The sequence below is a fragment of the Neobacillus nitrireducens genome, assembly GCF_030915405.1.
GTDB lineage: Bacteria > Bacillota > Bacilli > Bacillales > Cytobacillaceae > Neobacillus.
Map to the genome: position 1 here is coordinate 935,181 of NZ_CP133262.1, position 26,197 is coordinate 961,377.

Annotated in this window: 29 protein-coding genes, 1 pseudogene and 1 riboswitch; of the genes and pseudogenes, 14 read left to right on the forward strand and 16 right to left on the reverse strand. The window is 36.8% G+C overall.

Annotation, left to right across the window (positions count from 1 at the left end; genetic code table 11):
• Positions 1 to 66: 66 nt before the first annotated feature.
• A riboswitch (ZMP/ZTP riboswitch) is annotated at positions 67 to 145 on the reverse strand.
• Between the two features lie 108 nt (positions 146 to 253).
• The 3 genes from RCG22_RS04555 to RCG22_RS04565 are packed head-to-tail and all read right to left on the reverse strand — an operon-like array spanning position 254 to position 2,580.
• Complete coding sequence (locus RCG22_RS04555) at positions 254 to 1,279, reverse strand: threonine aldolase family protein (RefSeq protein ID WP_308105919.1); 1,026 nt, start codon at positions 1,277 to 1,279, stop codon at positions 254 to 256.
• Between the two features lie 46 nt (positions 1,280 to 1,325).
• On the reverse strand, positions 1,326 to 2,147 hold the full coding sequence (locus RCG22_RS04560; protein WP_308105920.1) for a class I SAM-dependent methyltransferase: 822 nt from the start codon (positions 2,145 to 2,147) through the stop codon (positions 1,326 to 1,328).
• Position 2,148: 1 nt separating this feature from the next.
• Entirely contained in the window at positions 2,149 to 2,580 is a 432-nt protein-coding gene (locus RCG22_RS04565; protein WP_308105921.1) for a MarR family winged helix-turn-helix transcriptional regulator, read from the reverse strand.
• A 226-nt stretch (positions 2,581 to 2,806) separates the two neighbouring features.
• Here RCG22_RS04565 and acpP point away from each other — a divergent pair, with 226 nt between their 5' ends.
• Positions 2,807 to 3,037 carry an acyl carrier protein gene (gene acpP, locus RCG22_RS04570; protein ID WP_066253820.1) on the forward strand — a complete coding sequence of 77 codons (231 nt, stop codon included), beginning with the start codon at positions 2,807 to 2,809 and terminating at the stop codon, positions 3,035 to 3,037.
• A gap of 108 nt (positions 3,038 to 3,145) precedes the next feature.
• Here the strand turns inward: acpP and htpG are convergent, their stop codons facing one another.
• On the reverse strand, positions 3,146 to 5,026 hold the full coding sequence (gene htpG, locus RCG22_RS04575) for a molecular chaperone HtpG (RefSeq protein WP_308105922.1): 1,881 nt from the start codon (positions 5,024 to 5,026) through the stop codon (positions 3,146 to 3,148).
• Positions 5,027 to 5,315: 289 nt separating this feature from the next.
• Here htpG and RCG22_RS04580 point away from each other — a divergent pair, with 289 nt between their 5' ends.
• A complete protein-coding gene (locus RCG22_RS04580) occupies positions 5,316 to 5,501 on the forward strand; it encodes a hypothetical protein (RefSeq protein ID WP_308105923.1) in 186 nt (61 codons plus the stop codon).
• 41 nt (positions 5,502 to 5,542) lie between these two features.
• Here the strand turns inward: RCG22_RS04580 and RCG22_RS04585 are convergent, their stop codons facing one another.
• The 5 genes from RCG22_RS04585 to RCG22_RS04605 all read right to left on the reverse strand — a co-directional run bounded on the left by RCG22_RS04585 (position 5,543) and on the right by RCG22_RS04605 (position 10,755).
• On the reverse strand, positions 5,543 to 5,950 hold the full coding sequence (locus RCG22_RS04585) for a GtrA family protein (protein ID WP_308105924.1): 408 nt from the start codon (positions 5,948 to 5,950) through the stop codon (positions 5,543 to 5,545).
• A 9-nt stretch (positions 5,951 to 5,959) separates the two neighbouring features.
• Complete coding sequence (locus RCG22_RS04590; protein ID WP_308105925.1) at positions 5,960 to 6,952, reverse strand: glycosyltransferase family 2 protein; 993 nt, start codon at positions 6,950 to 6,952, stop codon at positions 5,960 to 5,962.
• A gap of 21 nt (positions 6,953 to 6,973) precedes the next feature.
• Positions 6,974 to 8,662: a DUF6044 family protein gene (locus RCG22_RS04595; protein WP_308105926.1), complete on the reverse strand. Its 1,689-nt coding sequence runs from the start codon at positions 8,660 to 8,662 to the stop codon at positions 6,974 to 6,976.
• 172 nt (positions 8,663 to 8,834) lie between these two features.
• Positions 8,835 to 9,083, reverse strand: coding sequence for a hypothetical protein (locus tag RCG22_RS04600; protein ID WP_308105927.1), 249 nt, complete (start codon positions 9,081 to 9,083; stop codon positions 8,835 to 8,837).
• A 151-nt stretch (positions 9,084 to 9,234) separates the two neighbouring features.
• The gene (locus tag RCG22_RS04605) at positions 9,235 to 10,755 is read right to left on the reverse strand and encodes an amino acid permease (protein WP_308105928.1); all 1,521 of its coding nucleotides are present in this window, start codon (positions 10,753 to 10,755) and stop codon (positions 9,235 to 9,237) included.
• 172 nt (positions 10,756 to 10,927) lie between these two features.
• Here RCG22_RS04605 and RCG22_RS04610 point away from each other — a divergent pair, with 172 nt between their 5' ends.
• The 3 genes from RCG22_RS04610 (at position 10,928) to RCG22_RS04620 (ending at position 13,591) form a co-directional block, all read left to right on the forward strand.
• On the forward strand, positions 10,928 to 11,863 hold the full coding sequence (locus RCG22_RS04610) for an MBL fold metallo-hydrolase (protein ID WP_374049428.1): 936 nt from the start codon (positions 10,928 to 10,930) through the stop codon (positions 11,861 to 11,863).
• A 104-nt stretch (positions 11,864 to 11,967) separates the two neighbouring features.
• Positions 11,968 to 12,663 (forward strand): YhcN/YlaJ family sporulation lipoprotein, encoded by a 696-nt coding sequence (locus RCG22_RS04615; protein WP_308107092.1) that lies wholly within the window; start codon positions 11,968 to 11,970, stop codon positions 12,661 to 12,663.
• 151 nt (positions 12,664 to 12,814) lie between these two features.
• Positions 12,815 to 13,591 carry a GDSL-type esterase/lipase family protein gene (locus RCG22_RS04620; protein WP_308105929.1) on the forward strand — a complete coding sequence of 259 codons (777 nt, stop codon included), beginning with the start codon at positions 12,815 to 12,817 and terminating at the stop codon, positions 13,589 to 13,591.
• 158 nt (positions 13,592 to 13,749) lie between these two features.
• On the opposite strand, the gene RCG22_RS04625 is transcribed toward RCG22_RS04620, so the two are convergent.
• Positions 13,750 to 14,319, reverse strand: a complete 570-nt coding sequence (locus tag RCG22_RS04625) for a DUF2062 domain-containing protein (protein WP_308105930.1) — start codon at positions 14,317 to 14,319, stop codon at positions 13,750 to 13,752.
• A 186-nt stretch (positions 14,320 to 14,505) separates the two neighbouring features.
• On the opposite strand from RCG22_RS04625, the gene RCG22_RS04630 reads away from it, so the two are divergent.
• Positions 14,506 to 15,768 (forward strand): MFS transporter, encoded by a 1,263-nt coding sequence (locus RCG22_RS04630; protein WP_308105931.1) that lies wholly within the window; start codon positions 14,506 to 14,508, stop codon positions 15,766 to 15,768.
• Between the two features lie 47 nt (positions 15,769 to 15,815).
• Here RCG22_RS04630 and RCG22_RS04635 read toward each other — a convergent pair whose 3' ends face one another.
• Positions 15,816 to 16,328, reverse strand: coding sequence for a hypothetical protein (locus tag RCG22_RS04635; protein WP_308105932.1), 513 nt, complete (start codon positions 16,326 to 16,328; stop codon positions 15,816 to 15,818).
• Positions 16,329 to 16,455: 127 nt separating this feature from the next.
• Here RCG22_RS04635 and RCG22_RS04640 point away from each other — a divergent pair, with 127 nt between their 5' ends.
• Positions 16,456 to 17,193: a metallophosphoesterase family protein gene (locus RCG22_RS04640; protein WP_308105933.1), complete on the forward strand. Its 738-nt coding sequence runs from the start codon at positions 16,456 to 16,458 to the stop codon at positions 17,191 to 17,193.
• Between the two features lie 101 nt (positions 17,194 to 17,294).
• Here the strand turns inward: RCG22_RS04640 and RCG22_RS04645 are convergent, their stop codons facing one another.
• Complete coding sequence (locus tag RCG22_RS04645) at positions 17,295 to 17,855, reverse strand: sugar O-acetyltransferase (protein ID WP_308105934.1); 561 nt, start codon at positions 17,853 to 17,855, stop codon at positions 17,295 to 17,297.
• A 162-nt stretch (positions 17,856 to 18,017) separates the two neighbouring features.
• Here RCG22_RS04645 and RCG22_RS04650 point away from each other — a divergent pair, with 162 nt between their 5' ends.
• The 5 genes from RCG22_RS04650 to RCG22_RS04670 all read left to right on the forward strand — a co-directional run bounded on the left by RCG22_RS04650 (position 18,018) and on the right by RCG22_RS04670 (position 22,382).
• Positions 18,018 to 18,335 carry a hypothetical protein gene (locus tag RCG22_RS04650; protein WP_308105935.1) on the forward strand — a complete coding sequence of 106 codons (318 nt, stop codon included), beginning with the start codon at positions 18,018 to 18,020 and terminating at the stop codon, positions 18,333 to 18,335.
• A gap of 24 nt (positions 18,336 to 18,359) precedes the next feature.
• A complete protein-coding gene (locus RCG22_RS04655) occupies positions 18,360 to 18,581 on the forward strand; it encodes a hypothetical protein (RefSeq protein ID WP_308105936.1) in 222 nt (73 codons plus the stop codon).
• Between the two features lie 306 nt (positions 18,582 to 18,887).
• On the forward strand, positions 18,888 to 20,015 hold the full coding sequence (locus RCG22_RS04660; RefSeq protein WP_308104587.1) for a tyrosine-type recombinase/integrase: 1,128 nt from the start codon (positions 18,888 to 18,890) through the stop codon (positions 20,013 to 20,015).
• Positions 20,005 to 22,002, forward strand: a complete 1,998-nt coding sequence (locus tag RCG22_RS04665; protein ID WP_308104352.1) for a tyrosine-type recombinase/integrase — start codon at positions 20,005 to 20,007, stop codon at positions 22,000 to 22,002. Before RCG22_RS04660 ends, RCG22_RS04665 begins: the two co-directional genes overlap by 11 nt.
• Positions 22,002 to 22,382: a DUF6262 family protein gene (locus RCG22_RS04670; protein WP_308103758.1), complete on the forward strand. Its 381-nt coding sequence runs from the start codon at positions 22,002 to 22,004 to the stop codon at positions 22,380 to 22,382. The genes RCG22_RS04665 and RCG22_RS04670 overlap by 1 nt, the downstream gene beginning before the upstream one ends.
• A gap of 172 nt (positions 22,383 to 22,554) precedes the next feature.
• On the opposite strand, the gene RCG22_RS04675 is transcribed toward RCG22_RS04670, so the two are convergent.
• A complete protein-coding gene (locus tag RCG22_RS04675) occupies positions 22,555 to 23,334 on the reverse strand; it encodes a GNAT family N-acetyltransferase (RefSeq protein WP_308105937.1) in 780 nt (259 codons plus the stop codon).
• A 225-nt stretch (positions 23,335 to 23,559) separates the two neighbouring features.
• Here RCG22_RS04675 and RCG22_RS04680 point away from each other — a divergent pair, with 225 nt between their 5' ends.
• On the forward strand, positions 23,560 to 23,778 hold the full coding sequence (locus RCG22_RS04680) for a hypothetical protein (RefSeq protein ID WP_308105938.1): 219 nt from the start codon (positions 23,560 to 23,562) through the stop codon (positions 23,776 to 23,778).
• Between the two features lie 336 nt (positions 23,779 to 24,114).
• Entirely contained in the window at positions 24,115 to 24,435 is a 321-nt protein-coding gene (locus RCG22_RS04685) for a BC1872 family protein (RefSeq protein WP_098261556.1), read from the forward strand.
• A 72-nt stretch (positions 24,436 to 24,507) separates the two neighbouring features.
• Here the strand turns inward: RCG22_RS04685 and RCG22_RS25410 are convergent.
• The 3 genes and pseudogenes from RCG22_RS25410 to RCG22_RS04700 all read right to left on the reverse strand — a co-directional run.
• Positions 24,508 to 24,597: pseudogene (locus RCG22_RS25410) on the reverse strand (DUF4440 domain-containing protein); the annotation flags it as partial.
• A gap of 110 nt (positions 24,598 to 24,707) precedes the next feature.
• On the reverse strand, positions 24,708 to 25,289 hold the full coding sequence (gene clpP, locus RCG22_RS04695) for an ATP-dependent Clp endopeptidase proteolytic subunit ClpP (RefSeq protein WP_166260093.1): 582 nt from the start codon (positions 25,287 to 25,289) through the stop codon (positions 24,708 to 24,710).
• 27 nt (positions 25,290 to 25,316) lie between these two features.
• On the reverse strand, positions 25,317 to 26,036 hold the full coding sequence (locus tag RCG22_RS04700; RefSeq protein ID WP_308105939.1) for a sigma-70 family RNA polymerase sigma factor: 720 nt from the start codon (positions 26,034 to 26,036) through the stop codon (positions 25,317 to 25,319).
• Positions 26,037 to 26,197 lie beyond the last annotated feature (161 nt).

Sequence of the window (26,197 nt, forward strand, 5' to 3'; positions counted from 1 at the left end):
CCTTGGCTACAAGCCACTTAATCTATCCCCTCCTAATATACAGAAAGAGGTAAGGAACAATTCCCTTACCTCTGCCCAGGCGAACGGCTTCGACTTAATGTGCTCCCTCACGGTACTCCGTGTTTCGCCAGTTACACATCGTCTTTTCATTTATCTTACAATATCAAATTTTCCAAAAACATTCAAGCGTTATGTGTCAAAAAAAATGCTTTTTTAATATATTATTTTCGACTTCACTTCATGACAGCGCTTCCTACTTTAACTTTTTAAAATCCTCAATAAATGCTACTACCTCTTTCTCTTTTGTTGCCCAAGAGGTTACTAGACGAATAGCTGAATAATCGGTATCAACCTTTTCCCAAATATGAAACAAATAATTTTTTTCGAGTTCCGTAATCAGCGCATTTGGTAATATCGGAAAGATTTGGTTCGATGGAGAATGGGTTAGAAATGGAAAATCTCCCTTGCTGATTTCATTTCTTAGTATGGTTGCCATTTTATTGGCATGTGTAGCCAACTCAAAGAACAAATTGTCTCGGAACAGTTCAAGAAACTGAATACCCAACAGCCTGCCCTTTGCAAGCAGAGCACCCTTTTGCTTCATATGATAGCGAAAATCCTCTTTCAGAGAATCATTGCAAATCACTAAGGCCTCACCAAGAAGCGCTCCATTTTTTGTTCCCCCAATATAGAAAGCATCGACAAGTCCAGGGAGATCGCTTAATTGAAGATCATTCCCCTCCGAACAAAGGGCAGAACCTAGTCTTGCACCATCCATATACAAAAAGAGTTGGTTCTTTTTACAAAAATCACTTAACTGGATGAGCTCGCTCCGGTTATAAATGGAACCTATTTCGGTAGAGTTCGATATGTACACCAGCTTCGGTTTGACCATATGCTCATCAGGATGACCTTCAAGGACCGCTTTCACGTCAGATGGCGTTAGCTTCCCGTTCTTAGCTTCTATCGAAAGAACTTTATGTCCAGTGGCTTCGATTGCACCTGTTTCATGACTCAAAATATGACCGGTACTGGCAGCCATTGCCGCTTCATGAGGTCTTAAGAAAGCTGAAATGGCAATTAGATTAGTTTGTGTTCCGCCTGATAAAAGATGAATATCTACATCTGGCCGTCCCATTTTTTCCTTTAATAGCTCAACCGCTTTTCGTGAAAATTGGTCCTCCCCATATCCATCCGCCTGAACAAGGTTGGATTCCAATAATGCATTCAAAATTCTAGGATGTGCGCCTTCGCTATAATCGTTCTTAAAGCTGTACATCGGATTTCCCCCGTCTACTTTTTTAAATTGTAACTACATGTCCATCCTAACATATTTTTTCAAAACGCAAATGAACAAACTTCATCAACTTAAATAAATCAACAACCTTCATCATTAGCTGGGTTCCGCTTTCCCACAACTTATTTCTGGGCATCCCTTTAAAATATGGTTCGCTGGAAAGTACCTTGATTCTTTTCGACCATCTTTCAAGAACTTTAGGATTGTTGACATAGAAATACATTTTCGCTCCCTTGTTCCCTGTTTTTTCCACTGTACGATTAGAAGTCTTTAACATTAATTTGGATTCCGCATCGAAGAATAGCTCTCCTCCTGGAAAGCGAAGCGCCATCTCCTGAAACATTACTCTTAACTGATTCTCCTGAAAATAGTAGAAAACACCGGCAGAAATAAAAAGGATGCCATCTCCCTCCTTAAAAATCACGTCATCAAACCAAGAAACATCTAAGAAAGATTTGGCAATGCTGATGTTCCTGGGTGAGTCAGGAATGAGGCTTTGCCGGAAAGCGATCGCATCAGGTAGATCCAGGTTGTACCAGTTTAGTGTGCCATTATCCACTCTTGAAAAACTCGTATCTAGTCCAGCACCGATGTTTACAATTGTGGCCCGAGGGCGTTTTTCTATAAACGCTCGGATGGTATCATCCATCTTTCGTGCCCGAACGATATAGCTAATCCCTCCGTATTCACCAAAGGTATTAGCTATTTCCGTAAAATCAAAATCACAACCTTTAATGATCTCGATTGCTTCTTTGTCATTCAGTATTTCCGGATTCTTCACACTAGCAGTTGCTCGTCCCCAAAGAGGAATTAACATGGTGCCTTGAACGGATTGTAAATCTAATGACATCCTAGCTTTCCTCCATTTTTTTTAGTAGATAGTTCACTTTATGCAAAGCATAGTGAAGATCGAGTTGCTCTTCACGATTTAATTTTGTTAGGTCATCAACGAAATTCTGATAAATTTTCGTCCATTTTTCTTGTTGTAAAGATTTTCCTTGCTCAGTTAATTCAATTACAAATGACCTCTTATCCACCCTATTTTGGCTTTTAGTTATAAAACCTTGATCCATTAATCGCTTAATCAAGTCGGTCATTTGCTGCTTAGGTACATTTAAGGCCTCGCTTATTTGCTTGATTGACAGGGGATGCTGATTCATAAACAAAAATTCTAAGATTTGATTCTGCAGGTGCGTTAAGTGACTAGATTTTTGATTTAGCCGTTGAAAATTCTTAAACAAATTAGGGATTAACTCGATATATTCCTTACTAATTTCAGACATAGTGTTTGATCAACTCCTAATATAGTAATGAATTATATACCCATTTTATTATTATTCAAGTTTTTTATCATATTTAGTAAAAAATAATATACTATATTAAATTTTATTCATTTTATAAATACAAAATCTTAGATGTATGTTCACCTGATATTGGCAATACTTTTATGTTTTACGTTCCGAAATAGGTTGTTATAATGGTGGGTATGAAATATTAGGAGGATGTCACATGACCACATTTGAAAAGTTAAAGCCTATTATCGCAGACCAACTGGGTGTCAAAATGGACCATATCAAACCTGAAGCTTCATTCAAAGATGACTTTGAGGCCGATTCCCTTGATATGGTGAACCTGACGATGGAAATTGAAGATGAATTCGCGATCGAAATTAGCGAAAAGGTTGCAGAGACACTTCAAACCGTCGCTGATGTTGTAAACTTTATTGAAAATTCTCGTTAATTAAATAGGAAAAGAGTTATTTTGAATTTATATCAAAATAACTCTTTTTTTATAATGTTGAAAAGCCGCTCTCGCTTTGTGCGAGAACGGCCAGTTCACCAAAAAAGTTTATACCATTATTTTACAAATATCATTAGTAAATTCAACTGGGTCTTGGATTGGTAATCCTTCAATTAATAGTGCTTGATTGTATAATAACTTGGTGTATAGATCCAATTTACCTTTGTCATTTTCAAAAGCCTCTTTTAGTGTTTGGAAGACCTCGTGATTATTATTGATTTCTAAAACCTTATCCGCTTTAACATTTTGGTTATTCGGCATCATCGCAAGAATTTTTTCCATTTCAATCGATATTTCGCCTTCAGTTGCCAAGCAAACCGGGTGGGATTTTAATCGTTTTGAAATCCTAACATCCTTTACTTTATCCGCTAAAATATTTTTCATAAAGTCAAAGAGTTCTTTGTTTTCCTTCTCATTTGCTTCGGATTCGTCTTTAGTGTCTTCTCCTTCGATTCCTAAATCTCCGCTTGAGATCGATTTGAATTCTTTTTCATTGTAGTTTATTAACATTTTAATCGCGAACTCATCGATATCCTCGGTGAAATAAAGAATTTCGTAGCCTTTTTCAGAGACGAATTCTGCCTGAGGTAACTTTTCAATACGATCAATCGATTCACCAGAAGCGTAATAAATATATTTTTGATCTTCAGGCATTCTAGACACATATTCATCTAGGGTAACCAGTTTCTTCTCTTTAGATGAATAGAACATGATTAGATCTTGTAATAATTCTTTATTTGCCCCGAAGTCATTATATACTCCGTACTTTAACTGACGACCAAACGATTGATAAAATTCTTCATACTTTTCTCGTTCTTTCCTTTGAAGGCTCAGTAATTCGCTTTTGATGTTTTTGTTAATATTTTTCGCAATTAGCTTCAATTGACGATCATGCTGAAGCATTTCTCTTGAAATGTTAAGCGATAAATCTTCAGAATCGACCATCCCTTTCACGAAACTGAAATGGTCCGGAAGTAGGTCTGCACATTTTTCCATAATCAGAACCCCATTGGAATAGAGTTCTAAGCCCTTTTCAAATTCTTTGGAATAGAAGTCAAACGGTGTTTTTTCAGGAATATAAAGAATCGCATTATAGCGAATCGAACCTTCGACACTGATATGGATATGTTTGATTGGCTTATCAAAACCGTAGCGTTTTTCGCTATAGAAGTTCTCATAATCAGCATCAGTCAGTTCGCTCTTATTTTTTTTCCAAATTGGAACCATGCTATTGATGATCTGTTCTTCTTGATAATCCTCGTATTCGGACTCACTGCCTTCTTTCAGTCTATTGCTAGTGACATCCATTTTGATTGGATAACGAATGAAATCCGAGTATTTCTTAATAATCGACCTCAAACGATATTCTTGTAAATATTCATCATAATTTTCATCTTCGGTATTCTCTTTAATTTTTAAAATAACTTCTGTGCCAACTGAATCTTTTTCTACTGACTCAATCGTATACCCTTCAGCACCTGTCGATTCCCATTTAAAGGCCTCATCACTGCCTAATGGTTTACTAATTACAGTTACGACGTCAGCTACCATGAATGCAGCATAAAAACCTACCCCGAACTGACCGATAATGTCATAGCCATCTTTAATTTCGTTTTCCTTTTTAAATGCTAGGGAACCACTTTTGGCAATCGTCCCGAGGTTATTTTCCAATTCTTCTTTCGTCATTCCGATTCCGGTATCAAGAATCCTTAATGATCTGTTTGCTTGGTCTGGGATCAATTTAATGAAATAGTTATCTTTGTTGAAACTTAAAGCATCGTCCGTTAACGCTTTGTAATAAATTTTATCAATCGCATCGCTGGCATTCGAAAGTAACTCCCTTAAAAATACCTCTTTGTGTGTATAAATGGAGTTAATCATCATTTCTAGCAATCGTTTAGATTCTGCTTTAAACTGTTTCTTCGACATGAAAAATCCCCTTTCTATCTTTATTATGTAAAAGCTGATTTAGACTATCTAAAAAGTAAATCAGCATTTCTTAGCACTCTAACCACAAGAGTGCTAATCCATATATTTAAATATCATATTCTTAGTCATCCTGTCAATACGTAAACAGATTTTTGCCCCTGAAACAATCGTTGGAAAAATAAAAATCATACCGCTTTTCTAGGGTTCGTATCAATTTCTCACACAACTGTCATATTCGTAACAATATTGACATATACTTTATCAATCGCATAGGAAGGAGGGTGAACCAATGGATAATCGAATTTTCTTATTTCTTGCCACGATATTATCTGGTTTTGCACTTATTAGAGTTCCTTTAGCTGATTCATTTCTTGATAGCATTTCCCCCGTCACAGATATTATTGGCATACTAACTATCCTCATCTTCTCACTCGTGTTAATTTATAAAGGCGTAAAAAGCTTGTTCACTAAGTAAATATAATGAAGAAAAGCACTCTTTTAGAGTGCTTTTCTTCATTAGGACCCCTTTTTTGAAAACACAAACAGCTTTTGCCCAAAATAGTTTAACAACGTGTATAAACAGGTACTTATCAGGACGGAGATATCGGTTTTAACTACTAGGCTGAAGAACTCATTATTCTTTAGAATCCATTCAACAAAACTTCTTCCCATTTCATAAGAAATGAAATAGCAGCCTAAGATAACAACAATAAAGCGGAAACCACTCTTTGAAACTGAATTTTTACTTTTAAATGTAAAATTTCTATTTAAAATGAAACTGACACAGGCCCCTATCGAATTGCCTAAGAAGGTAGCTACCCAATAGGATTGTCCAAGGGCATGTATAAGGAGATACATGATCGATAACCCAACGCCAGTATTCACAACTCCTACCATTATAAAGCGAACGAATGAATATTTCATAACCGACTCCTAATTTATCACTGCTTCACTCTGTTGTTTTTCTCTTATTATATTTGTGTACAAATCTTTTTCAACGGCATATCTTGGCCGTCTTTTAACCTCATGATAGATTTTACCGATATACTCTCCAATTATACCGATACCCAACATTTGTAACCCCCCAACAAACCAAATGGAAATAATTAGAGAAGTCCATCCGGATTCGGTGTGACCTAATAATTCTTGGGTTATCGCATAGCCCCCTGCAATGGCACTTATTAACACAGCCAAAAATCCAATAAATGTGACAAATCGAATGGGGGCGACACTAAAGGATGTCATTCCATCAAATGCGAAAGCAAGCATTTTCTTAAGTGGGTATTTGGACTCTCCAGCAAACCTCTCTTTTCTGTCATAGTAGACCTTTGTAGATTTAAAACCTACAAGTGATACAAGCCCACGAAGAAATAAATTAGTTTCTTTATATTTTAATAGCTCATCTAAAGCACGTTTACTCATCAGGCGAAAATCTGCATGGTTTGGGACAAGTTTAATCCCGATTCTTTCCATTATGCGATAAAATCCTAAAGCAGTTGTCCGTTTAAAATACGTATCCGTCTCTCGGCTATCCCTAACACCCAATACAATATCCTGTCCTTCCCAAAACTTTTCAATAAATTGATGGATAACCGTTATGTCATCCTGCAAATCTGCATCGATTGAAATGACACAATCCGAATGTTTAGCGGCTGTCTCTAATCCGGCAAGGAGTGCATTTTGATGACCAACATTTCTAGCAAGCTTCAATCCTCTAATATTTGGATTTCTTTCATTCTCCACTTCAATTAATTCCCAGGTCCGATCCCTACTGCCATCGTCAACAAAGAGAATCATGCTGTCTATTGAAATCATCGAATCCTCGATTAATTCAAGTAAAACAGAAGATAATTGTGCCGACGTTTCAGCTAATACTTCCTCTTCATTAAAACAAGGGACCACAATCGTTAACACTGGTTTATTCAAATGGAACACTCCTTTCCAACCTTATTTGACTTGGTAAAGGTAAATTTTCCAAGCAGAATCTCTTTGCTCAAAGGCTTTTTTGAATACAAGCCCATTTTCATCTGCATTTAAGATCGGGACCGCTGAGAAGATATATTCTCCGCCCATCTTTTTAAGTACATTTGTATTAATTTCTAAATGGTCAAGCTTTACCTTTGAATCTTTTTTGAACTCATAATTTTTCCCTAACTTTGCGACAAAAAGATAACATCTGCCGCCCCAATCATCGAAGTATTCCTTCAATGCAGGACTTTTATCTAATTCTTTCGAAATGATTTTCCGGAACTCTTTTTTATAAGCTAAGGGATAGAAATTATTATACGTATCAAGTGTATAAAAACCATTGTATTGAGCAATTGCCGGGTGGAGTCCGATACTTACCACCCTGTAACTACTTTGGGGTTTACCGATATATTTTTTAATTTCATGAAATTGACTTGTCGCATAGAATTGCTTTACAGAAGGCTTTCCAGCTACTCTGTAGACAATTTCATCATTTGCTGCAAACAAGACTAAAATTTGAAGAATGAGACATATTTTAACAAACTTCCGCCAGTTCTTTCCTAACTTCCAAAGTAAATACGAACCAACTGCAAAGATGAGATAAATGATTAACGGTCTCAGGAAATGAAATCTTGCAAAGTTGAATGTATTTAGGAGAGAAACACGCTCCTTTAGCGGCTCCCAGCCTTTATAAAACCAAAAAGCATACCAAACTGATAAAACGATATTAAACATGAAAAGATAAAGGTAGCGATTTTCTAACCAGTCTCTCTTTTTATTTTTCAACATACATAAAACCAGAAAAGAAAGTGGGACAATGATAAAGCTGTGAAGTGTTAATACATGTGTATGTCCCCAAAAATAGTTTTTAAAAACTAACCGGATGGTGTGCCAAAAGCTAAGTTTTGAACTAACAAATTCATTTCTGCTGGTCGGTGCATCAGGAAATACTAACGAGTAAACTAGACGATACTCAATCAGTAAATAAATAACCGTCATTAGTGCGATACTGAAAAAGAAGCACCAATTGCTTTTTCTTTTCACAAGAAAATCTCTTAGCCACAATATCCCCATGAAACATAAAAAAAAGAAAAATCCTAACACAAAACTTGAATAGAACGGTAACAATATAAGAGTGAGCCACTCTTTCCAGGTATGACTACCCTCTCTTATATTCAAAAAAGCCCATAAGGCGAGTGGCATTCCCAGCGTACTAAGCATACCCGACGGCCAAAAAGGGGTCAGGGCAAAAGCCACCGATACCCATACACGGATCAGGTACGCTTCTTCATCCCTTACAAAATGTTTCTTTAGGAGAATATACATACCTAGAAAGGCAAACACTCTTGTAATTGCTTGACTAACAGAATAAGCGAACATGGATGGAAACAAGTTATGTAACCACTCGATCCCGCTGAACTCAGTTCCAAAAGCATTTCGCGGCAGACCATTAATAATTTGCGGGAGTGTACTGTTAATCCCGCCAAATAATTGCCCGCTATTTTTCAACACTTTGTACCAGGCAATGTTAGAATCTAAATTATCATGAACCCTTATATGGGCGTTTTCCCCTAAAATAAACAAGGGTGAAACGTATACGATCAATAGAAGTGTTGCAATGTATAAATTCTTTTTCTCTAGATTAGCGTTCTTCCAAAAATTAAACATTTTTTCACCGCATTATATAAATTTCTTCGTAAACTACTTTCAAATCCGTTTCAATTTATTGAGTACAGGGATAGTATAGTGTGACAACCTAAAAATCGTATGAATGAAACATTAAAAATTAGTTAAAAAATTGTTTCAACAGCAAAAAAAAATCGTGAATTCTAATAAGAATTCACGATAACGCGTACTTAATGCCGGCAAGCTTAATATTATTTTTATCGTGTGACCCACAAGGTGTAACCACATAAGTCATTTCACAGCTTGGACAGTTCATAATAACTGTTTCTAATGTAAAGGTCTCTCCGCATTCACAACGAATCTCGTGTGCAACTGTTGGAGCAATATGATCTTTCCCTTTACTTTTCACATGATCAACCAGTTCTTTCCCATCTTTTAAATCCGGATGACAACCGCAGCTCACTAAATACCCCTCCAAGAATATATCATTTAAATAAAGAATAGCATAAAAACGTATTCATCCATGTCTCTAAAAGTAAACATATTATGAACGAAACAAAAAAAGAAAAGGCGATGCTTCTCTAATAGAAGCATCGCATCCCAGACATTACTTATCATCCATCATAACGCTCTCTTTTTCTCTCTTCTTCTTCAAACATTTCGTCATTGTCCTTGATTGGATTGCGTTGGAGTATATCCTGTGATTCGTTTGACGGGTGACTTTTGTTCAATTCCTCTGCGAATTCAGTCAAAAAACTTGGTTGATGTTTCATGATAGGGTTCCCTTTTCTTGTCGTATTCTGCACTTTGCTCCTCGAGGTTAATCTCATCACATAATAAATCAACGAATACACCACTACCATAACAATCCCTGCTACCAGCCCTACTCCCTGGCCGGGAATAAACGGCATACACATGAGGACAATAATCATGCTGATTAAAGCAGTCCAAGAAGTGTACGGATACCCGCGCATTTGACATACACCCTCGGGAGGACAGCCGTTTCTTTTGCGGAAGCGAATATGACTCGCCATAATCACGGTGTATGTAAAGATCAAAGCGAAGCCGCCCGTCGTGATAAGCACCAAATACACTCTAGGAAACAAGAGGCCAAAGCCGAGTCCAACAAGCATTGCAAATCCAGAAAATAGGATTCCGCGATACGGTACGTCCGTTTTATCCCTTAGCACATTTGGCGCATGTCCTTCGTCACTAAGCGACCTAATCATTCTCCCAAGCCCAAATATACAAGCCAGCATAGCAGATAGGATGGCAGATATTAACACAATATTTATTGCTTTCCCTGCCCAGCCAATCCCCCATCTTTCCAAGGAGGCCACCATCGGACTTACGTTTTCGTTAAGAGTTGCTGTAGGAATTAGGGGTAAAAGAACAGCAGCATAAAGGATGTATAAACCAACAAGTGAAAACACGGTATACCGAATCGCTTTAGGAATCGTATCTCGTGGATTCTCAGCCTCTGTTGCCGCAAGTCCAATGATTTCAAAACCTGCATAAGCAAAAATCACCAGCAGCATACTTCCTGCGATCCCCTTTATCCCACCAGGCATGATCGGCTCAGTTTTTAACTCACCCGCACCGATGGGCGGATTTCCCGGAAACAGACCGAGAATTAATACAATGGCCGTGATGATGAAAAAAATAATCGCGAATATTTTTATTGCTGATAAGCCGCTTGCCAGCTTGCCAATTTTATCAGCACCTAGTAGGTTAAGGAGTGTAACACCGATAATAATCGCACTTCCCAATAACCCAATGGATACATTCGGAAACCACTCACGGATTAGAATGGAGATAGCTGTCGCTTCACTTGACATGGATAAAACGGTTCCTGTCCAATAAAGCCAACCCACAACAAACCCCGTTCCCTCGCCAAGTTCTCGAGCCGCAAAAGTACTAAAGGATCCTGTGGTTGGATTGCCGACGGTCATTTCAGATAAGGCATATAGAATTAAATATACTAATCCACCTGCTAAAATGTAGGATATTAAAATTGATGGCCCTGCGGCATGGATTGCGACGGATGAACCTAGAAAAAAGGACCCTCCAATTACACTTCCTAAAGCCATCATGGTTAACTGCCAGGCGGAAAGCCCTTTGCGTGTTTTCTCCATTTATTTAGTTCTCCCATATCAGTTATTTTGTAAAATGACATTAATCGTATTATTTACTCGTCACATTAAAATGATTCTGACAAGAACACAAGTACTCACCTACATTGGGTGATATTATTTTTTTAAAACACTAAAGCATGCTATTCTGTACTTAACTATTCAGTAATATTGGATGATCAGAAAATCAGGGGGAGTATTATTGAAGACCTATACGAATTTAGATAATGTCACAAGCTACAAAACGTTTAAGGATATGAAGAAATGGCAGAAGGAACGCAGGAAGAAAGTGAAAGATTTAACCGTAAACATTGAACAGTGTCCTTCTAAAAAGGTTCTAGAACTAAATGAAAACAGAAGTAAGACTTCCTATACATGGGTGGGTCATTCCACCTTTTTCATTCAAATGAATGGGATCAATATCCTAACTGACCCAGTTTGGGCCAAGCGGATGGGACTAGAAAAAAGGTTAACAGAACCGGGTCTCCCGTTAGCAGAATTGCCCGAGATTGATGTGGTTGTGATTTCGCACGGCCATTACGATCACTTGGATTTCCCAACTCTTAAAAAATTACCAGGGAATCCGCAATTCTTTGTTCCCGCTGGTTTGAAGTCTCTTTTTAACAAAAAAGGTTATCAAAAGGTAGTCGAAATGAATTGGTGGGAAAGTACTGAACACAGCGGAATTAGCTTTCACTTTGTCCCTGCACAGCATTGGACAAGAAGGTCGCTGAAGGATATAAATACCTCACATTGGGGTGGCTGGATCTTTCAAACTCTTGAAGAAACATTGTATTTTGTCGGGGATACCGGCTATTTTAGCGGCTTTAAACAAATTGCCGAACGTTTCACGATTGATACAGTGTTTATGCCCATTGGCGCCTTTGAGCCAGAATGGTTTATGGCACCGGCCCATATTTCACCAGAAGACAGTGTGAAAGCCTTCAGTGAATTAAAAGCAAGATATTTTGTTCCGATGCATTATGGCACCTACCGATTAGCTGATGATACAGGACCAGAAGCGTTGGAACGATTAATCCAAGAATGGGGAAAGCAGCAAATACCTAAGGAACAATTAAAAGTACTGCTACTTGGAGAAACGGTATTTTAGTCCCCCTGCATCCATTCAAAATTTACCTGTTCGTTTCTTCGAATACATTCTCTTAAAAAGGTGACGATATGTTTGTAAGACTTTTTAAGGGAGTGACTATATTGGTGAAAAAAAGCTGGATGACCTTTGTTTTAGCAACAAGCCTTTTTGGATTAACCGGCTGTGCAAATACTAATAACGATGTAGCCAATGACAATAATGCAGGCAATATGGGTGTCAACAATGTTAGAAACAATGCCTTAAATGATGTGAATGTCAGGAATGTTTCTAACCAAAATTTACGTGTTTCCGCTCGTGCCGTTCAGAACGTGGAAAATTTAAAAGAGGTCGATCGTGCAAATGTCATCATTCGCAATAATGATGCTTATGTGGCCGTCCGATTAGAGGGTACTCAAAATGGGACGCGCGCCGGTGGCAGTACAACAGGTACGGGTCCAAATATGCATGCCACATACGGGAATGGCTATAATTCCGGCACCACTGGGGCCAATGGCTCTACTAACCTGAATGCTAATACGGGTAATCGCTACAACGATAACATTACTGGAACCACTGGAACAAGTTTGAATGGACGTGTTAAACGTGCCACTGATCTTAATGGACGCGGCACCACTTCACTGGACCGAAAAATCAAAAATCAAGTTCGTGCTGCTGATCGCAGTATTGACAATGTATATATTTCTTACGATACCGATACGTTCGGTCGAATGACCAACTATACCAATGATATTCGTACTGGAACAAACCGAGATGGTCTATGGAACGATTTTACGAATTCTGTAAATAGGATGTTTAGATAAGAAAGCAGCTGCCGGAAAATTTTCCGGCAGCCTTTTTAGATATAGACCTCTTCTCTCTTCTCTCTTCACTCTAATAGTCTGGAAATCACTACCTACTTATTTCACTCCCTGAATATTTTTGTTATAATTGAATATTCAAGGAGTGGATAATATGAAATTTGTTAAATATCTGTCCGTTTTCGTATTGCTCATTGGCCTTGGTATTTCTGCATGGTTTTTTTATCCACAGTACCAAATACACCAGATGAAAAAACACGCGGTTGCAACAAGCAAGAGCGATAACCAAATCTCTTATCTCAATTATTATCGCACAGCTAAAACATCACCGATACACCATTTGGCGCTCGGCGATTCCATCATACGTGGTGTAGGTGCCGGAAAAAATGAAAATTTTATCAGTTTGTTTTCTAGTAAATTAGCAGAACAAACCGATAAAAGGATAGAATTTCAAAATCAAGGAATGAACGGGATAACGAGTGGTGAACTAAACAACCTGGTTCAGGATGGTCGATTTGATAAATTGATCAAGGATGCCGACATAGTCACAATTAATGTGGGCGGCAATGACATCCTTCGAATGGCAAACGGACAAAACTTTCGTACAGTATTTCAAAGTTATGACCAATTACAAACTACGTTCTCGAACAATTTGTCAGACATTACGGCCAAAATTACTTCGCTAAATCCCAATGCTACGATTGTATTCTTAGAATTGTACAATCCATTACCATCTGATGAACAGATGTATTCATTGGCGGATAAATTGCTGCCGAAATGGAATCTTAATATCTATGAAGTTGCTAATAAAATCCCGGGTCGATTGTCATCGAAACGACCAAGGTTATTAACGGGGATCATCTGCAGAACCTTTCACCTGATGGCGTCCATCCTAATTTGGCTGGTTATACCGCCATCTCCGAGCAAATGATGTATCAATTTAAACATCAATTTAGAAAAAGTTCGGTATGAATTGAAAAAAACACCCTCCACGATTCAATAATTGCTAATTGAATGTGGACGGGTGTTTTTTGTTTCAAGAATACTACTCACATAAACTTAGTGATGACGCTTTCTTTCCTAGGTCAATTATATATAGTTCTGTTTTACTGATTTGAGAGTCAACTCATGTTTATTGCGTCGTTTTTTTAGCCTTTTCGCCTTTTCCTTTTCATAAAAATGGTAGACAATAAAGTATGAGCATGTACCTAGAATCACCCCGAAAATGGTCATTCCTATTAAAGTATGGAACCCTCCATGGAGAACACTAACTAAACTATGAAAATCACCGTGAATTAACTTTTGAAAAGAAAATGACGATTTGTGCCCGCGCCCTAAATGGACCTTCATTGGAAAGATCAATTTCCCAAGTGTTTTAGCAAACGGTATTAAAATAACTGGAAGTAAGGTTAATTTTCCGATGACATTCCCAATAATCGATGCAGGTAAGGAACCTTTCGCTAATCGGACAATCGGAACAAATAATATATAAATAAGTGAACCAGTTGAAAGAACCAACATTTCCAATCCTAGTCCAAGTGCAAATCCTAATGATACTTTTCTTGCTCCACCAGGAGACCGAAGAAGTTTAGTAATATTAAACTTAAAAGCACGTCCAAATCGTTGAAAAAAATTATACTTTTTTGGTTTTATGCTCATACAGGTGTCTCCTTACTACAATTTATAAGTTTATTATACTATTTATAAGCCGAAACTACTATTCTAAAGAATGAAAAAAATTTCCCAATATAATTGGAAGGCTGACCCTTGCCAGTATCTCTAAAGTCCATTATTTATTTTTATATAGTATAATAAGAAAATTATATCAAACAGGAGTAGAGATTATTGGAAAAACAAACAAGCAAGTACCGATGGGTCGTTTTTGTGTCAGTATTATTTACTTACTTATTAATTGTAAGTCAAAGAACCGCACCGGGGTTAATATCCGATCAATTGATGAAGGATTTCAACATTTCAGCCGCTACGATTGGATTACTGACAAGTATTCAATTTTTTGCTTATGCTGGATTACAGATTCCCATTGGGATTTTTTCGGATCGGTTTGGTCCTAATTTATTTCTAGTCATCGGGGCACTTCTTAATGGGGTGGGAACGTTAGTGTATAGTTTAGCCTCGAATGAAGTGGTATTTCTTTTCGCAAGATTATTAGTAGGTATCGGTGATGCGGCTATTTGGGTAAATTTAGTCCTTATCTTAAGTCAATGGTTTAAAGTGAGGGAATTTATCGGATTGCTCGGTATTGCCGGGATGGCCGGCAGTTTAGGATTTTTGCTCGCGACTGTCCCTTTTTCCGCATGGATTACTGTATCAGGCTGGAGAGCTCCCTTTTTTACAACAGGAGTTTTGTTAATTCTTTCTGGCATCCTCCTTTATTTTGTGCTTGTAAAAAAACCTAAATCTTATGTTTGGAATCAAACACCCTCGAAGAAACCAAAAAAGCCTCGTGAAAAAACGGTGGTTATGTTGCGTCGTATTTTTTCCAGTCGTCAAGCTTGGGCAGCCTTCTTTTGCCACTTTGGAACGGTCGGTACCTATGTAGGCTTTATTGGTTCATGGGCGGTCCCCTATGGGATGCATGTGTATGGATTATCTCGATCAGATTCGAGTCAGCTTATTATGGTCGGCCTTGTGGGGGCAATGATCGGTGCCCCATTAACCAGCTGGATCTCGAGCCGTATCGACTCCATCAAGCGTCCGTATCTTGTTGTTCACTGCATCGTGTTTTTAAGCTGGGCTTCCTTCCTAATAATGAATGGTAAGCCGCCAATCTATTTGCTCATGGTTATTTTCTTTATAACCGGTTATGGTAATGGGGCGAGTGCCTTAACCTTTGCCATTGTTAGAAAATCCTTTGATATCAAAGAAGTCGGAGTTGTTTCCGGCTTTGCGAATATGGGCGGTTTTTTAAGTGCCGTCCTTTTGCCAAGCATTTTTGGGAAAGTGTTAGACCACTTCCATTCCTCAGCAAGTAGTGTTGGCTATCATTATGGTTTTATCATTCCGGTCCTTTTCTCCTTACTCGGGTTATTAGGCGGGACGATTATTGTCGAGAAACGTAAGAAAGCTGTGCAAGAACAGGCAATTTAAGATAAAAACTAGGAGACTCCGGTGGAGCCTCCTAGTTTTTTATGTTTTTATTTGATTTTGTAATCCATTACCCATTTGGTGTTTGGCAAATAATTAATTAAGAATCGTCTCCCATCCATATTCTTATCGATGGGGTAGTGTGGATTGGGCGCAATACTCAGGCGTTTATTGTTGATTATGATGGTTACCGGCCCTCCAATTTCACCTTTTGCAGGCTGCTCATAAATAATTTTTGAAGGAATCCCTTCTAATTTTGTGTAATTTTTTTTTATGTAAGCAGGTGAATCTGCCCAAAAGCTTGAGGCACTAAATAATGCCAGAGCTCCAAGCCCTAAAATAACCAAGCGAGATACCCATGTGACGGATGATCCGATATATGGTAATTCTTGTATTCTGTTGAATCCCTTCCAGTCGTTTTTTACTTTTAAACTCAACAATATAAATGATAAACCAGCACCAGTTAGCCCAATTGCGCAGAATGGAAAGTTATTTGTATAAATGCCAAGTGGAACTAATAATAAGAAGGTAATACCAAGTCCTAATATAAATGGTGCTTTCATATATTACTCTCCTTTTCAGATATACTTTCCCTTATATTATGTGTAATTCTTTCCAAAATTAGTTCACCAACTATTTGCATGTAATTGATGGCAAGTAGTTAAACTATGAGAAAAACGGAGAATTAAAATGAACGAAAAAATAGCAATCATAACTGATATTCATGGTAACTACTCTGCCTTAAAGGCTGTTTTAGACGATATTAATGAGGATCAAGAAATAAAGCATACCTATTGTTTAGGGGATTTGGTCGGGATTGGCTATGAAACGAACGAGGTTCTTCAGTTACTAAGCTCACGAGCTGATATTTCCTTTGTGATGGGAAACCACGATGAAGCTATTTTGGATATTATTGCGGGTAGAGAGCCGTATAGCAGGGGTAGTGAAAAGATCCATCATCAATGGATTGCATCCCATCTTGACCGAAAATTTATTCCCTTCTTGAAAGAGATTCCTGTCACTTTAGAATCGGTATACAATAGTAAAAAGCTGTATTTTGTTCATTACCATCTAAGTGAACAAAATGATTTTATCCCACTGGATAAAGAACCATCTGATAAGAAGCTTGATGAGCATTACCGAGCATCCGCAGCTGATATCGTTTGTTTTGGCCACCATCATGTAATTCACCACTTTAAGTCTAAGGAGCGACTCTATCTTAACCCGAGTTCTTTAGGTTGCAATTATCAGCCCTTGGCACCCTATGCAGTTGTGATGATCGGTGAACAAGGAGATATTTCTGTTTCATTTAAAGAAGTGCCCTATGACAATAAAGAGTTCTTGTTAGGTTTTAAAATTCAGAATGTCCCTGATGCTGATTATATTTTAAAGATTTTTTATGGTGACCAACATTTGAAGTATATGTAGGTAAGGAAGATTTCTCTTTATATACGAGGTCCAAACGCTTTAGGAGCAGGGTAAAATGTCCATCGGTCACGTTCCGATGGACCAATCGATGTAGTCATTTACTAAACTTCAATATGCTTAATAACTTTCGCAGGATTTCCACCCACAACTACATTATCTGGTATATCTTTTGTTACGACAGCCCCAGAAGCGACAACGACATTGTTCCCAATATTAACCCCAGGATTAATCACCGCTCGCCCGCCAAGCCAGACATTATGACCGATATTTACCGGGATCCCGTATTCAGCACCTGATACTCTTTCCGTTGGATTTAAGGGATGTGTTGCAGTATAGATATGTACTCCAGGTGCAATAAAACAGTTATCACCGATGCGAATTTCGCAAACATCCAAAAACACACAATCATAATTCGCATAGAAATTTTCACCAAGATGGATGTTATACCCGTAATCACATCGAAATGTTGGTTCTATGTAGAGACTTTTTCCAGTTGTCCCAAACAGTTCTTTTAAAAGTTCGGTCCTTTTGTATACATCGGTTTCAAGTGTTTGATTGAATAACCTGGTTAACCCCTGAGCGTTCAATCTTTCTTTTACCAATTCTGGGTCTGCAGCATTATAAAGTTCGCCATTTACCATTTTCTCTTTTTCAGTTTTCATCTATCAGAATCTCCTTATTTATGTAAAATAAATATTTTTTAAAAACATTATACCATTTTTTATATTGCTTGAAATTCGATATAGGTACAAAGCCTTAAGGAAGATAGATGGATTTACTTTCCTTAAGCATCTCGTAAAATACATAGAAGGAGGTTGTGAAAAATGTTCAAACGAGTAATCATCCTTTTGGTGCTCTCATCAGTTTTAATTGCATTAGTATTAGTTAATGACCATGCATCCGCTCCTGTTAACCATACGATAACTAAAAGTAATGGTTCCACTAATTACACAATGGTAGAATACAAGATTAGCAAAATAAAAGGAAATCAATATTATGGAAAAAATGAAGACGGGACGGATATTATTTTTTCATCAAAGAACATCCTTTCAGGAGACAAAATCCGGGTTCATGATGTGGTCATCTGCTATTTTGAAAAAGATAATTTAGGTAAGGGCCTAGTGAAAGTTGAAAAGAAATAATTTTTAACAGAAAGGATAAAAATTTTGAAGGAATTTACTATTTGCTATACGTTTGATAACGATATAATAACCGAAAAAGTGATAAAAGATTTAGATGTAAAGAAAGAAGATGTTGAACAAGAAGTAGTCGAAATGATGGATCAAAATAGATACTTTATTGTAAAAAATGACCAAGGGAATTATATCATTAATTCATATCTAGTTCGTTTTGTACAGATAATTAATGAAAGAATATTAGTTAAGTAAAATAGGAGAATTAGTTTCGATCACTCCCCTCCTATTTTACTTTTCTTTTTCCTGCTCACAAAGAAAGTAAAGCAACCTATGATAAAACACAACTATAATTAGGGATAGACCTTAACGTATTCTACGTGGGGTTTATCCCTTTTTATTGTACTTTATTGACAGTAAAACCCTATTTCATAATTATAGTAGTCAAAGTATACTACGAAGGTACATTCTGTTTTGTTGAAATTAGGATAAGTCCAATATGATTGAAATTTACTAATGGAGTAAATTCCCCATTAAATAAGTAAAAGAGGATGGTTGGTTATGAAAGTCCAAGAGATCATTGTCTCAGGTAATAGAAAGAGATATTTACTTCAAGATAACCATGGGGAATTTGTAAAACCAGTAGTAAAATTCCTCAAGTATATGGACAACACTGGATCTTCCAGAAATACACTCCGTTCTTATTGCTTTGCATTGAAATTATTTTTTGAGTTTCTGGAGCAAAAGCAGGCAGATTACAGGGATATCGGAATTGACAATATGGCGGAGTTTGTTAGGTGGCTTCAGAATCCCTATCGGGATTTAAAGGTAATTAATATAAAACAAACAGATGTTAAAACGAGAAAGGCTTGTACAATTAATATCTATCTTGACAAGGTCTACTCATTTTATGATTATTTGATGAGGCATGAAGACTACGCTTTGGATTTATCTGAGCGTCTGAAAAGTCAGATACTCGCCTCTAGGGGTAGTTTCAAGGGCTTTCTCCACCACACACTTAAAAATAAATCAAAAAATATTATGATTTTGAAACTTAAGGAACCAAGGGAAAAGTTAAAAGTTTTGACATCAGAACAGGTACAAAAATTAGTTGATGCATGTCGGAACGTCAGGGATAAATTTTTATTGGCACTTCTTTATGAGACAGGCATTAGGATTGGTGAAGCCCTATCACTTCACCTTTCTGATATTGTTCCAGCAGCAAAAAAGATCACAATACGAGATCGTGGAGAACTTATTAATGGTGCAGAGATTAAGACAATATGTAGCCCCCGCACGCTTGATATATCAAATGAATTAGCTAACCTTTACCGGGCTTATATCATAGATATTCATACAGACGAGATTGATACAAATTTTGTTTTTATAAAACTTCGCGGGGAACAAAAAGGGAGCCCCCTCGATTATCATTGCATTCAAGCACTTTTTAATCGTCTTAAAGCAAAAACTGGAATAGATGCGACACCCCATATGTTACGTCATACAAATATAACGGAGTTATGGAAAACAGGTGAAATGCGTCCTGAAACTCTTCAAAAGCGAGCAGGACATGCCCATGTGCAAACAACAATTCAAATGTATATTCACCCTTCTGAAGATGATATACGGAATGATTGGGAGAAAGCTATGATGCAAAAACAATTAAGGGAGGAGAAAAATGAAGAGTAACACTGTTGCTTATCAACCCTGCGTAACATCCGAGAAAACGGCAGTGATTCAAGAGCAATTGTGTGGGTATTTTGAAAATGATGTATGGGATTTAACAAACTCCTTTTTTAAGGTATACGGTGGTGGTAGTTCTTGGTCCGCCTCGAAAACAAAAATAGATTTTACATTCTTATCTAATTCAATTAGACATGAAATTAAATTTTTCTTCGCTAATAAATTGGTGAATGAGAGTTTATCCCTTAGTACATTAGTGTTGTATTCATTTTCACTTGTACACTTAAGTCATTTCTTGGAGAAATATTATTCTAAGATTGAGAGTTTGGTAGATATACCTTTTAATCAGGGCTTAATGAAATACAAAACTTTTTTGACCAATACAGGTATCAGAATAATAACAAAGAGTGGCAATAACTCCTCACATATTACAGTTTTTAATTCAATTATTAAATATTTATCTCACTTCTATGATACACGGGAAGAGCTTGAGAAGGATGTATGGGATTTGAGAAAGATACCGAATGCAAGGTATACAATAAACGGAACCCATTATCTCCTTTCTTTTGAGAAAATCCCTACACCATTTCGAAAAATAGTAAAGGAATATTGTGCTTATGCATTAACCTATTTAAGTCAGGGTAAATTAGCTGGTCATATTATAGGGATCAGTAGTTATTTAAACTACGTTAAGGGACAACATCCAGATTGGAAAGATTTTAGCCAATTAAAAAGAGAAGACATTGAAAAGTATTTAATTTATTTTAATCAGAGTAACTCCTCTTATAGCCCATATTATAGGAATTTTTTGATTTCATCTGTTAAATACTTTTTAGAGTATCTTCAACGTTCTGAACGATCTGAAGCTCCGTTAAAGCATATCGGCACATTATTTTTTAGGGAGGATTTTTTGAAGCAACCGAAGCAAAATGAAAATCAAATTAAATATATTCCTGAAACCGTCATGAATCAGTTGGAGCTTCTTATAAACCTGAATCCAGAAGACGTTAATCCACCTATGAAGGATAATGAAAAAGAATATGTACCAATTGTGATATTACTTATAGCTACCGGATGGAGAATAAGTGATATTTTGAACCTCCGGTTCCAAAATTGTTTGATACCCACAAACAATGGTTATTATTTACAAGGAGATATTCCAAAAACAGATGTGAAACAACACCGAGTGCCTATTGATAAGGAACTAGCTAAAGTTTTACAAGTCATTATAGAGCAAACAAAAGACAAAACAACACATAAGAACAATCCCGAAGGGTATTTATTTGTTCGAACAAAAGGAAAACGGAAGGGAAAACCTTTCACTGACCAAAGTATTCGCGATGCATTAAATCGTTGGGCTGAAAGATATTCCATTGTAGATCAAAACGGAACTGTCTATCACTTTGGAAACCATGCATTCCGGCATACAAAAGGTGTAGAATTAATCAACCTTGGAATGAATTTAACTCACATTATGAAATGGTTTGCCCATTCTTCACCTGAAATGACAATGAGGTATGCCAAAATTGCCGATGATACCCTTAGAAAAGAATGGTTAAAGGCACAAGAAAAAAAGGGTCCACTCTTACGAGTTGACCTTGGTATGGCGAGAGTATCAGAAATGAATTTGGATGAGGACCTTATCCATTGGGAATATATTCAAAGTAATATTGAGGCAGTACGTGTTCCTTTAGGCTATTGTTTGGCTTCTAAAAAAGAGGGTTGTCCATATGTAATTACACCTTGTTTAACATGTCCTAATTTTTGTACAACCCCCGAAAATCTTCCCGATTTTAACAGAGAAATCAAAAAGGTTGAAGAACATATAGAAATGACGAGGCATTACCCAATATACAACGAAAAAACGCTAGAACAATTGAACAATCTAACAAGAGTTAGGGATCAACTTACCGAGGGTAAAGCTCACCGTGGTTCTAGTGCCAAAAGAATATTACTACAAGCTCAGGAAAGAAAAGATAGTGTGGTGAAATAATGAAACACAAAAGAAATACTGAGGCAGTCGTTGCATATGCAAAAAAGAAAAAAGAAGAAACAGTTGATAAGGTTGAACAAACGATTAAACAATTGATCCAGCAGAATGAAAAAATAAATTTCAATACTGTTACAATCGCAGCAGGAGTTTCTAAGTCTTATTTATACAACCAAACTGAACTAAGGGAAAGGATTGAAACCCTTCGTCAGCAACAACGAGAAGTGGCATCTCCAAAGAATATAAAGAAGAATATGAATGTTGAGAATAAAGATAGCTTAATTCAAGTCTTTCGCGAACGCATTCGAGAATTAGAAAAGGAAAACAAGCAATTAAAAGAGGAAATTAAAAGAGTTAACGGTAAGCTATATGAAAACTTTTAGGAGACAACTTTATTACGAAAATTTGAAGAAAGGCTCTCACGTTGTGTACATATACACAACGTGAGAGCCTTTTATTTCCTTACATTTTAATTATTTTAGTCTTGATTTCATAGCGGCGGCTGTCCATACAACTATTCGATTTGCGGGCCCTTCATTATTACTTTATTATAAGCTAATTTAAAACCGCTCTTTCCATATTCCTGGCCGATGTGTTATTCGGTTTAGTCGTCACAGTCAAATAGGTACAACCCTTAGATTTTGCATAATTTATTCTTTCTTCAATCAGCAGGTTTTGATAGCCTCTCCCTTTATGTGTTCGAATCGTACTAGTTAAAAACATTTCACCCAGCTGGTCTGATATCACTATAAATCCACCTGCCACACTTTCTTCCTTTTCTTTTACTAAAAAAGCAGCTGAATTAGATAAATTAAAAAATCCTCTAACTGATTCGATTGAATCCTCTGTTGTTTTCTGATTTTCTGAAAAACCCAATGCAACCGTCCGGGCCCATTCAGATGATTCTTCTGCACTCACTTTTACAATGGAAATATCTTCATTTTTCCATTTGCCCTTACTGGGATTCCAATCCTCTAATTTGAGTATCCAAACCGTTAGAAAATGATCTAGGGTGTAACCTTTAGCCTGGAGTATTTTTAGTAAGGATTGATTAGCATATGGGGTTACTTCAAAATGGATAGTTGCACAATTTCCCTTTTTTCGAATATAGTTTTCTACACTTTCGATATCACTTAATAAAACATCGCCAGTTAAGCCAAAGCCTACCCCAAAACAATAATTATCCATTTGAAACATTGTGCCCTTTGCATTTAATGAGAAATAATCCCCATTATAAGATGTTGACATTTTATTTCGATTAATTATGTATTCCATTGTACCTTTTATTTTTATATTCTCTATTTTTCGTACTAAATCTTCTTTGTATAAAGTCACTATATAGCCCCCGAGCGCATTTATGTCCTAACTATACCTATTTTCACCATAATTATATATTAATTGTAAACATCTTAGAGACGTTCTTATATAATTTTCTTTGGAGATAAGGTAATATTCTTTTTCAAAAATTTTTTTATTAGTCATTTGGTCTAAATCTATCTCATATATTTTATATGAGCATTTTTTATGTATCAAATCCCCTAAGAAATAGGTGAGACCAAAATGTTTGCTGTTCATTTTATTGAAAAAAATAACGTTTTATTAACTCAACTATTAAATACACTGCCAACCGAAGGTGAAGAGTTAAAAATTAAAGGCCGTAAAGCGAAGGTATCAAGTGTTAAGAAAGTTGATGAACTAAATGTTCATGTGCTTGTTACCATCGAGGTCGTTACTAAAAGTAAGTTTGTTGTCGATAATTCAAAAAAGAAAAAGCGGTAGAAATTGTTTATCCCTTATTTAAGGGATTTTTTTATGCTTAAATCTGCCTCTTGAGCTCCCTCTATAAACATTAGACGGAAATTTTCCGCCTATGAATTCTCATACCTACGCAAAAATCAATACGAGAAGGCGGAAATGGTTTGCAAACCTCTTCGACTCGAGTCTTTAAATTACTTTTTAAAAATTCAAATAAATAGTAGCAAAATATCAATACGTGTTATACAATATATTTATTATCAACAATCTGTTACATAACAGAATAACCAAATTAAACATTTCGGGTTACTACTAACATGAATAAGAATTATAAAAAATGAGAGAAAAGGGGAATTTACGATGAACAAAACTGATTCGATTGCACGTAGAATACTTGGTTGGAAGTTAAATCGATGGGATCGCTGGTATGATTATGAAAAGGCTACCTTCATCCACGAATCTGATTTCCAGCCCGAGAAAAATCTTGACCATGCCATGCTAATCGTGGACAGATTAAAGGATTTTGGCTATACCTTTACAACCAATGGAGAATCTGAAGCAAGCTTTAATGACGTCCGTGCAACCGGAAAAACACTATCACAAGCCATTACGAATGCTGCCTACACCATCATTGAAAATAACGTGGAAGATAGGTCGACCATTTGGGCACAATTGTGCTAAAACTAATAACAAAAGGAGTTGATTACCCACGTATGGTAGGTTATCAACTCCTTTTATTCATACCTGAGCTTTCTAATGATTGATTAATTCTGTACCATATGAGTTATCAATTGCACAAAGCCATTCACCTTGTGAATTTTTCTTAAACACATAAGTCGCCTTTCATCAACGTATCAAAATCTTCTGATTTGATTGCAATATCACACTTTTTGATGATCTCTTTTAATTCATGTTCCATCCTCTATTCCCTACCATACATACTCAAATTAACCTCATTTCGGATAGAGAATCTCATCGATGATCCCATATTCTTTCGCCTCTTCAGCACTCATGAAGTAATCCCGGTCCGTATCCTTCGCTACCTTTTCAAGCGGTTGTCCGGTCCTTTCTGAAATTATTTGATTGATATGCTCTCTTAGCTTTAAAATTCTTCGTGCGGAAATTTCAATCTCCGTTGCCTGCCCTTTTGCCCCTCCTAAGGGCTGATGAATCATAATTTCACTATTCGGCAGTGCATACCGTTTTCCCTTTTTTCCGGCAAGCAGTAACATCGCCCCAAATGAAGCGGCCATTCCTGTGCAGATTGTCCTGACGTCCGGCTTAATGTATTGCATTGTGTCAAAGATAGCAAAGCCAGCGGTAGTCAAGCCTCCCGGGCTATTAATATAAAGCGAAATTTCTTTATCCGGTGCGTCTGCTGCTAAAAATAATAATTGGGCAACCACACTATTGGCAGTATGTTCATTGATTTCATCACCAATGATGATAATTCTGTCCTTTAACAATCTTGAGTAAATATCATAAGAACGTTCCCCACGATTCGATTGTTCGATTACATATGGAATGGTACTCATTCCAATCCCTCCTTAAAAGCAATTTGGCTATGCAGCCATGCAGAGAGTGCTTGAAGGAGAATAATCTGATTTGGACCGTATTTTACCTGTCACCAACATAGAAACTTCACTATTTATTCTTAATGGAATTGATTCAATGAGGATAGTTGGATCTTGATTTTTTAATGCCTCATAAAATAGATCCGAAAGCTGTTCCCTTTCATTCTCTTCCCAAAAGGTTTCCGCCGAAAGGAATTGTTGTTCTTCATTTATCTTTTCCAAACGCTTTTTGGCACGATGAAGATTGGACTTCACTGCCATTTCTGTAGAATCTAATATTGATGCGATTTCCTTCAGCTGGTATTGAAATCCCTCTTTTAACAAAAAAATAATCGCTTGATTAGGCGTAAAGTTCTTCAGGAGTATATCCACCAATTCCCTTGTGTCATCCAGTGAATTGGTTAAAGCAGTATTGGCAGAATCGAGATTTGCCTCCACTGTTTCCTTTTTTCTTTTTCGAAGCATATCTACCCAATGATTATAAGCAATCTTATTTAGTAAAGCAGTGGACATCTTTTGCTGATTACTGCAATATTTTAACGCCTTGATAAAAGTCTCTTGTGCAATTTCGTCTCCATCCCATCCATTTCGGGTGAGAAAGTGACAATATCGTTGGAGTTTTGGATAATTTTCAATCCAAAAATCCTCCCCAATCCTATCTTCAAGCTCTTTCCCCTCCAGGGTGACTTGACTAAGTTTGTATGACATTGATTTCACTCCTTTGCACTCTCTACATTATTAACGTTTCAAATTAGCTGAAAAGATACGGGGGGATAATTTTTTTTTGATAATATAGGATGCTCCCATTATATTCATATTTAACCGATGGAGAAGAATTTTAGATGATTTTGGTGAAAAATAATGATGGA

What these genes read in the sequence shown, in the direction of transcription:
- RCG22_RS04580 (WP_308105923.1), top strand. Translation starts at nt 5,316, where the DNA reads ATGGATAATCGAATTTTCTTATTTCTTGCCACGATATTATCTGGTTTT.
- RCG22_RS04645 (WP_308105934.1), bottom strand. Translation starts at nt 17,855, where the DNA reads ATGAAAACTGAAAAAGAGAAAATGGTAAATGGCGAACTTTATAATGCT.
- RCG22_RS04620 (WP_308105929.1), top strand. Translation starts at nt 12,815, where the DNA reads ATGAAATTTGTTAAATATCTGTCCGTTTTCGTATTGCTCATTGGCCTT.
- RCG22_RS04665 (WP_308104352.1), top strand. Translation starts at nt 20,005, where the DNA reads ATGAAGAGTAACACTGTTGCTTATCAACCCTGCGTAACATCCGAGAAA.
- RCG22_RS04565 (WP_308105921.1), bottom strand. Translation starts at nt 2,580, where the DNA reads ATGTCTGAAATTAGTAAGGAATATATCGAGTTAATCCCTAATTTGTTT.
- RCG22_RS04585 (WP_308105924.1), bottom strand. Translation starts at nt 5,950, where the DNA reads ATGAAATATTCATTCGTTCGCTTTATAATGGTAGGAGTTGTGAATACT.
- RCG22_RS04650 (WP_308105935.1), top strand. Translation starts at nt 18,018, where the DNA reads ATGTTCAAACGAGTAATCATCCTTTTGGTGCTCTCATCAGTTTTAATT.
- htpG (WP_308105922.1), bottom strand. Translation starts at nt 5,026, where the DNA reads ATGTCGAAGAAACAGTTTAAAGCAGAATCTAAACGATTGCTAGAAATG.
- RCG22_RS04610 (WP_374049428.1), top strand. Translation starts at nt 10,928, where the DNA reads ATGATCAGAAAATCAGGGGGAGTATTATTGAAGACCTATACGAATTTA.
- RCG22_RS04660 (WP_308104587.1), top strand. Translation starts at nt 18,888, where the DNA reads ATGAAAGTCCAAGAGATCATTGTCTCAGGTAATAGAAAGAGATATTTA.
- acpP (WP_066253820.1), top strand. Translation starts at nt 2,807, where the DNA reads ATGACCACATTTGAAAAGTTAAAGCCTATTATCGCAGACCAACTGGGT.
- RCG22_RS04555 (WP_308105919.1), bottom strand. Translation starts at nt 1,279, where the DNA reads ATGTACAGCTTTAAGAACGATTATAGCGAAGGCGCACATCCTAGAATT.
- RCG22_RS04685 (WP_098261556.1), top strand. Translation starts at nt 24,115, where the DNA reads ATGAACAAAACTGATTCGATTGCACGTAGAATACTTGGTTGGAAGTTA.
- clpP (WP_166260093.1), bottom strand. Translation starts at nt 25,289, where the DNA reads ATGAGTACCATTCCATATGTAATCGAACAATCGAATCGTGGGGAACGT.
- RCG22_RS04635 (WP_308105932.1), bottom strand. Translation starts at nt 16,328, where the DNA reads ATGAAAGCACCATTTATATTAGGACTTGGTATTACCTTCTTATTATTA.
- RCG22_RS04670 (WP_308103758.1), top strand. Translation starts at nt 22,002, where the DNA reads ATGAAACACAAAAGAAATACTGAGGCAGTCGTTGCATATGCAAAAAAG.
- RCG22_RS04605 (WP_308105928.1), bottom strand. Translation starts at nt 10,755, where the DNA reads ATGGAGAAAACACGCAAAGGGCTTTCCGCCTGGCAGTTAACCATGATG.
- RCG22_RS04560 (WP_308105920.1), bottom strand. Translation starts at nt 2,147, where the DNA reads ATGTCATTAGATTTACAATCCGTTCAAGGCACCATGTTAATTCCTCTT.
- RCG22_RS04625 (WP_308105930.1), bottom strand. Translation starts at nt 14,319, where the DNA reads ATGAGCATAAAACCAAAAAAGTATAATTTTTTTCAACGATTTGGACGT.
- RCG22_RS04595 (WP_308105926.1), bottom strand. Translation starts at nt 8,662, where the DNA reads ATGTTTAATTTTTGGAAGAACGCTAATCTAGAGAAAAAGAATTTATAC.
- RCG22_RS04640 (WP_308105933.1), top strand. Translation starts at nt 16,456, where the DNA reads ATGAACGAAAAAATAGCAATCATAACTGATATTCATGGTAACTACTCT.
- RCG22_RS04700 (WP_308105939.1), bottom strand. Translation starts at nt 26,036, where the DNA reads ATGTCATACAAACTTAGTCAAGTCACCCTGGAGGGGAAAGAGCTTGAA.
- RCG22_RS04680 (WP_308105938.1), top strand. Translation starts at nt 23,560, where the DNA reads ATGTTTGCTGTTCATTTTATTGAAAAAAATAACGTTTTATTAACTCAA.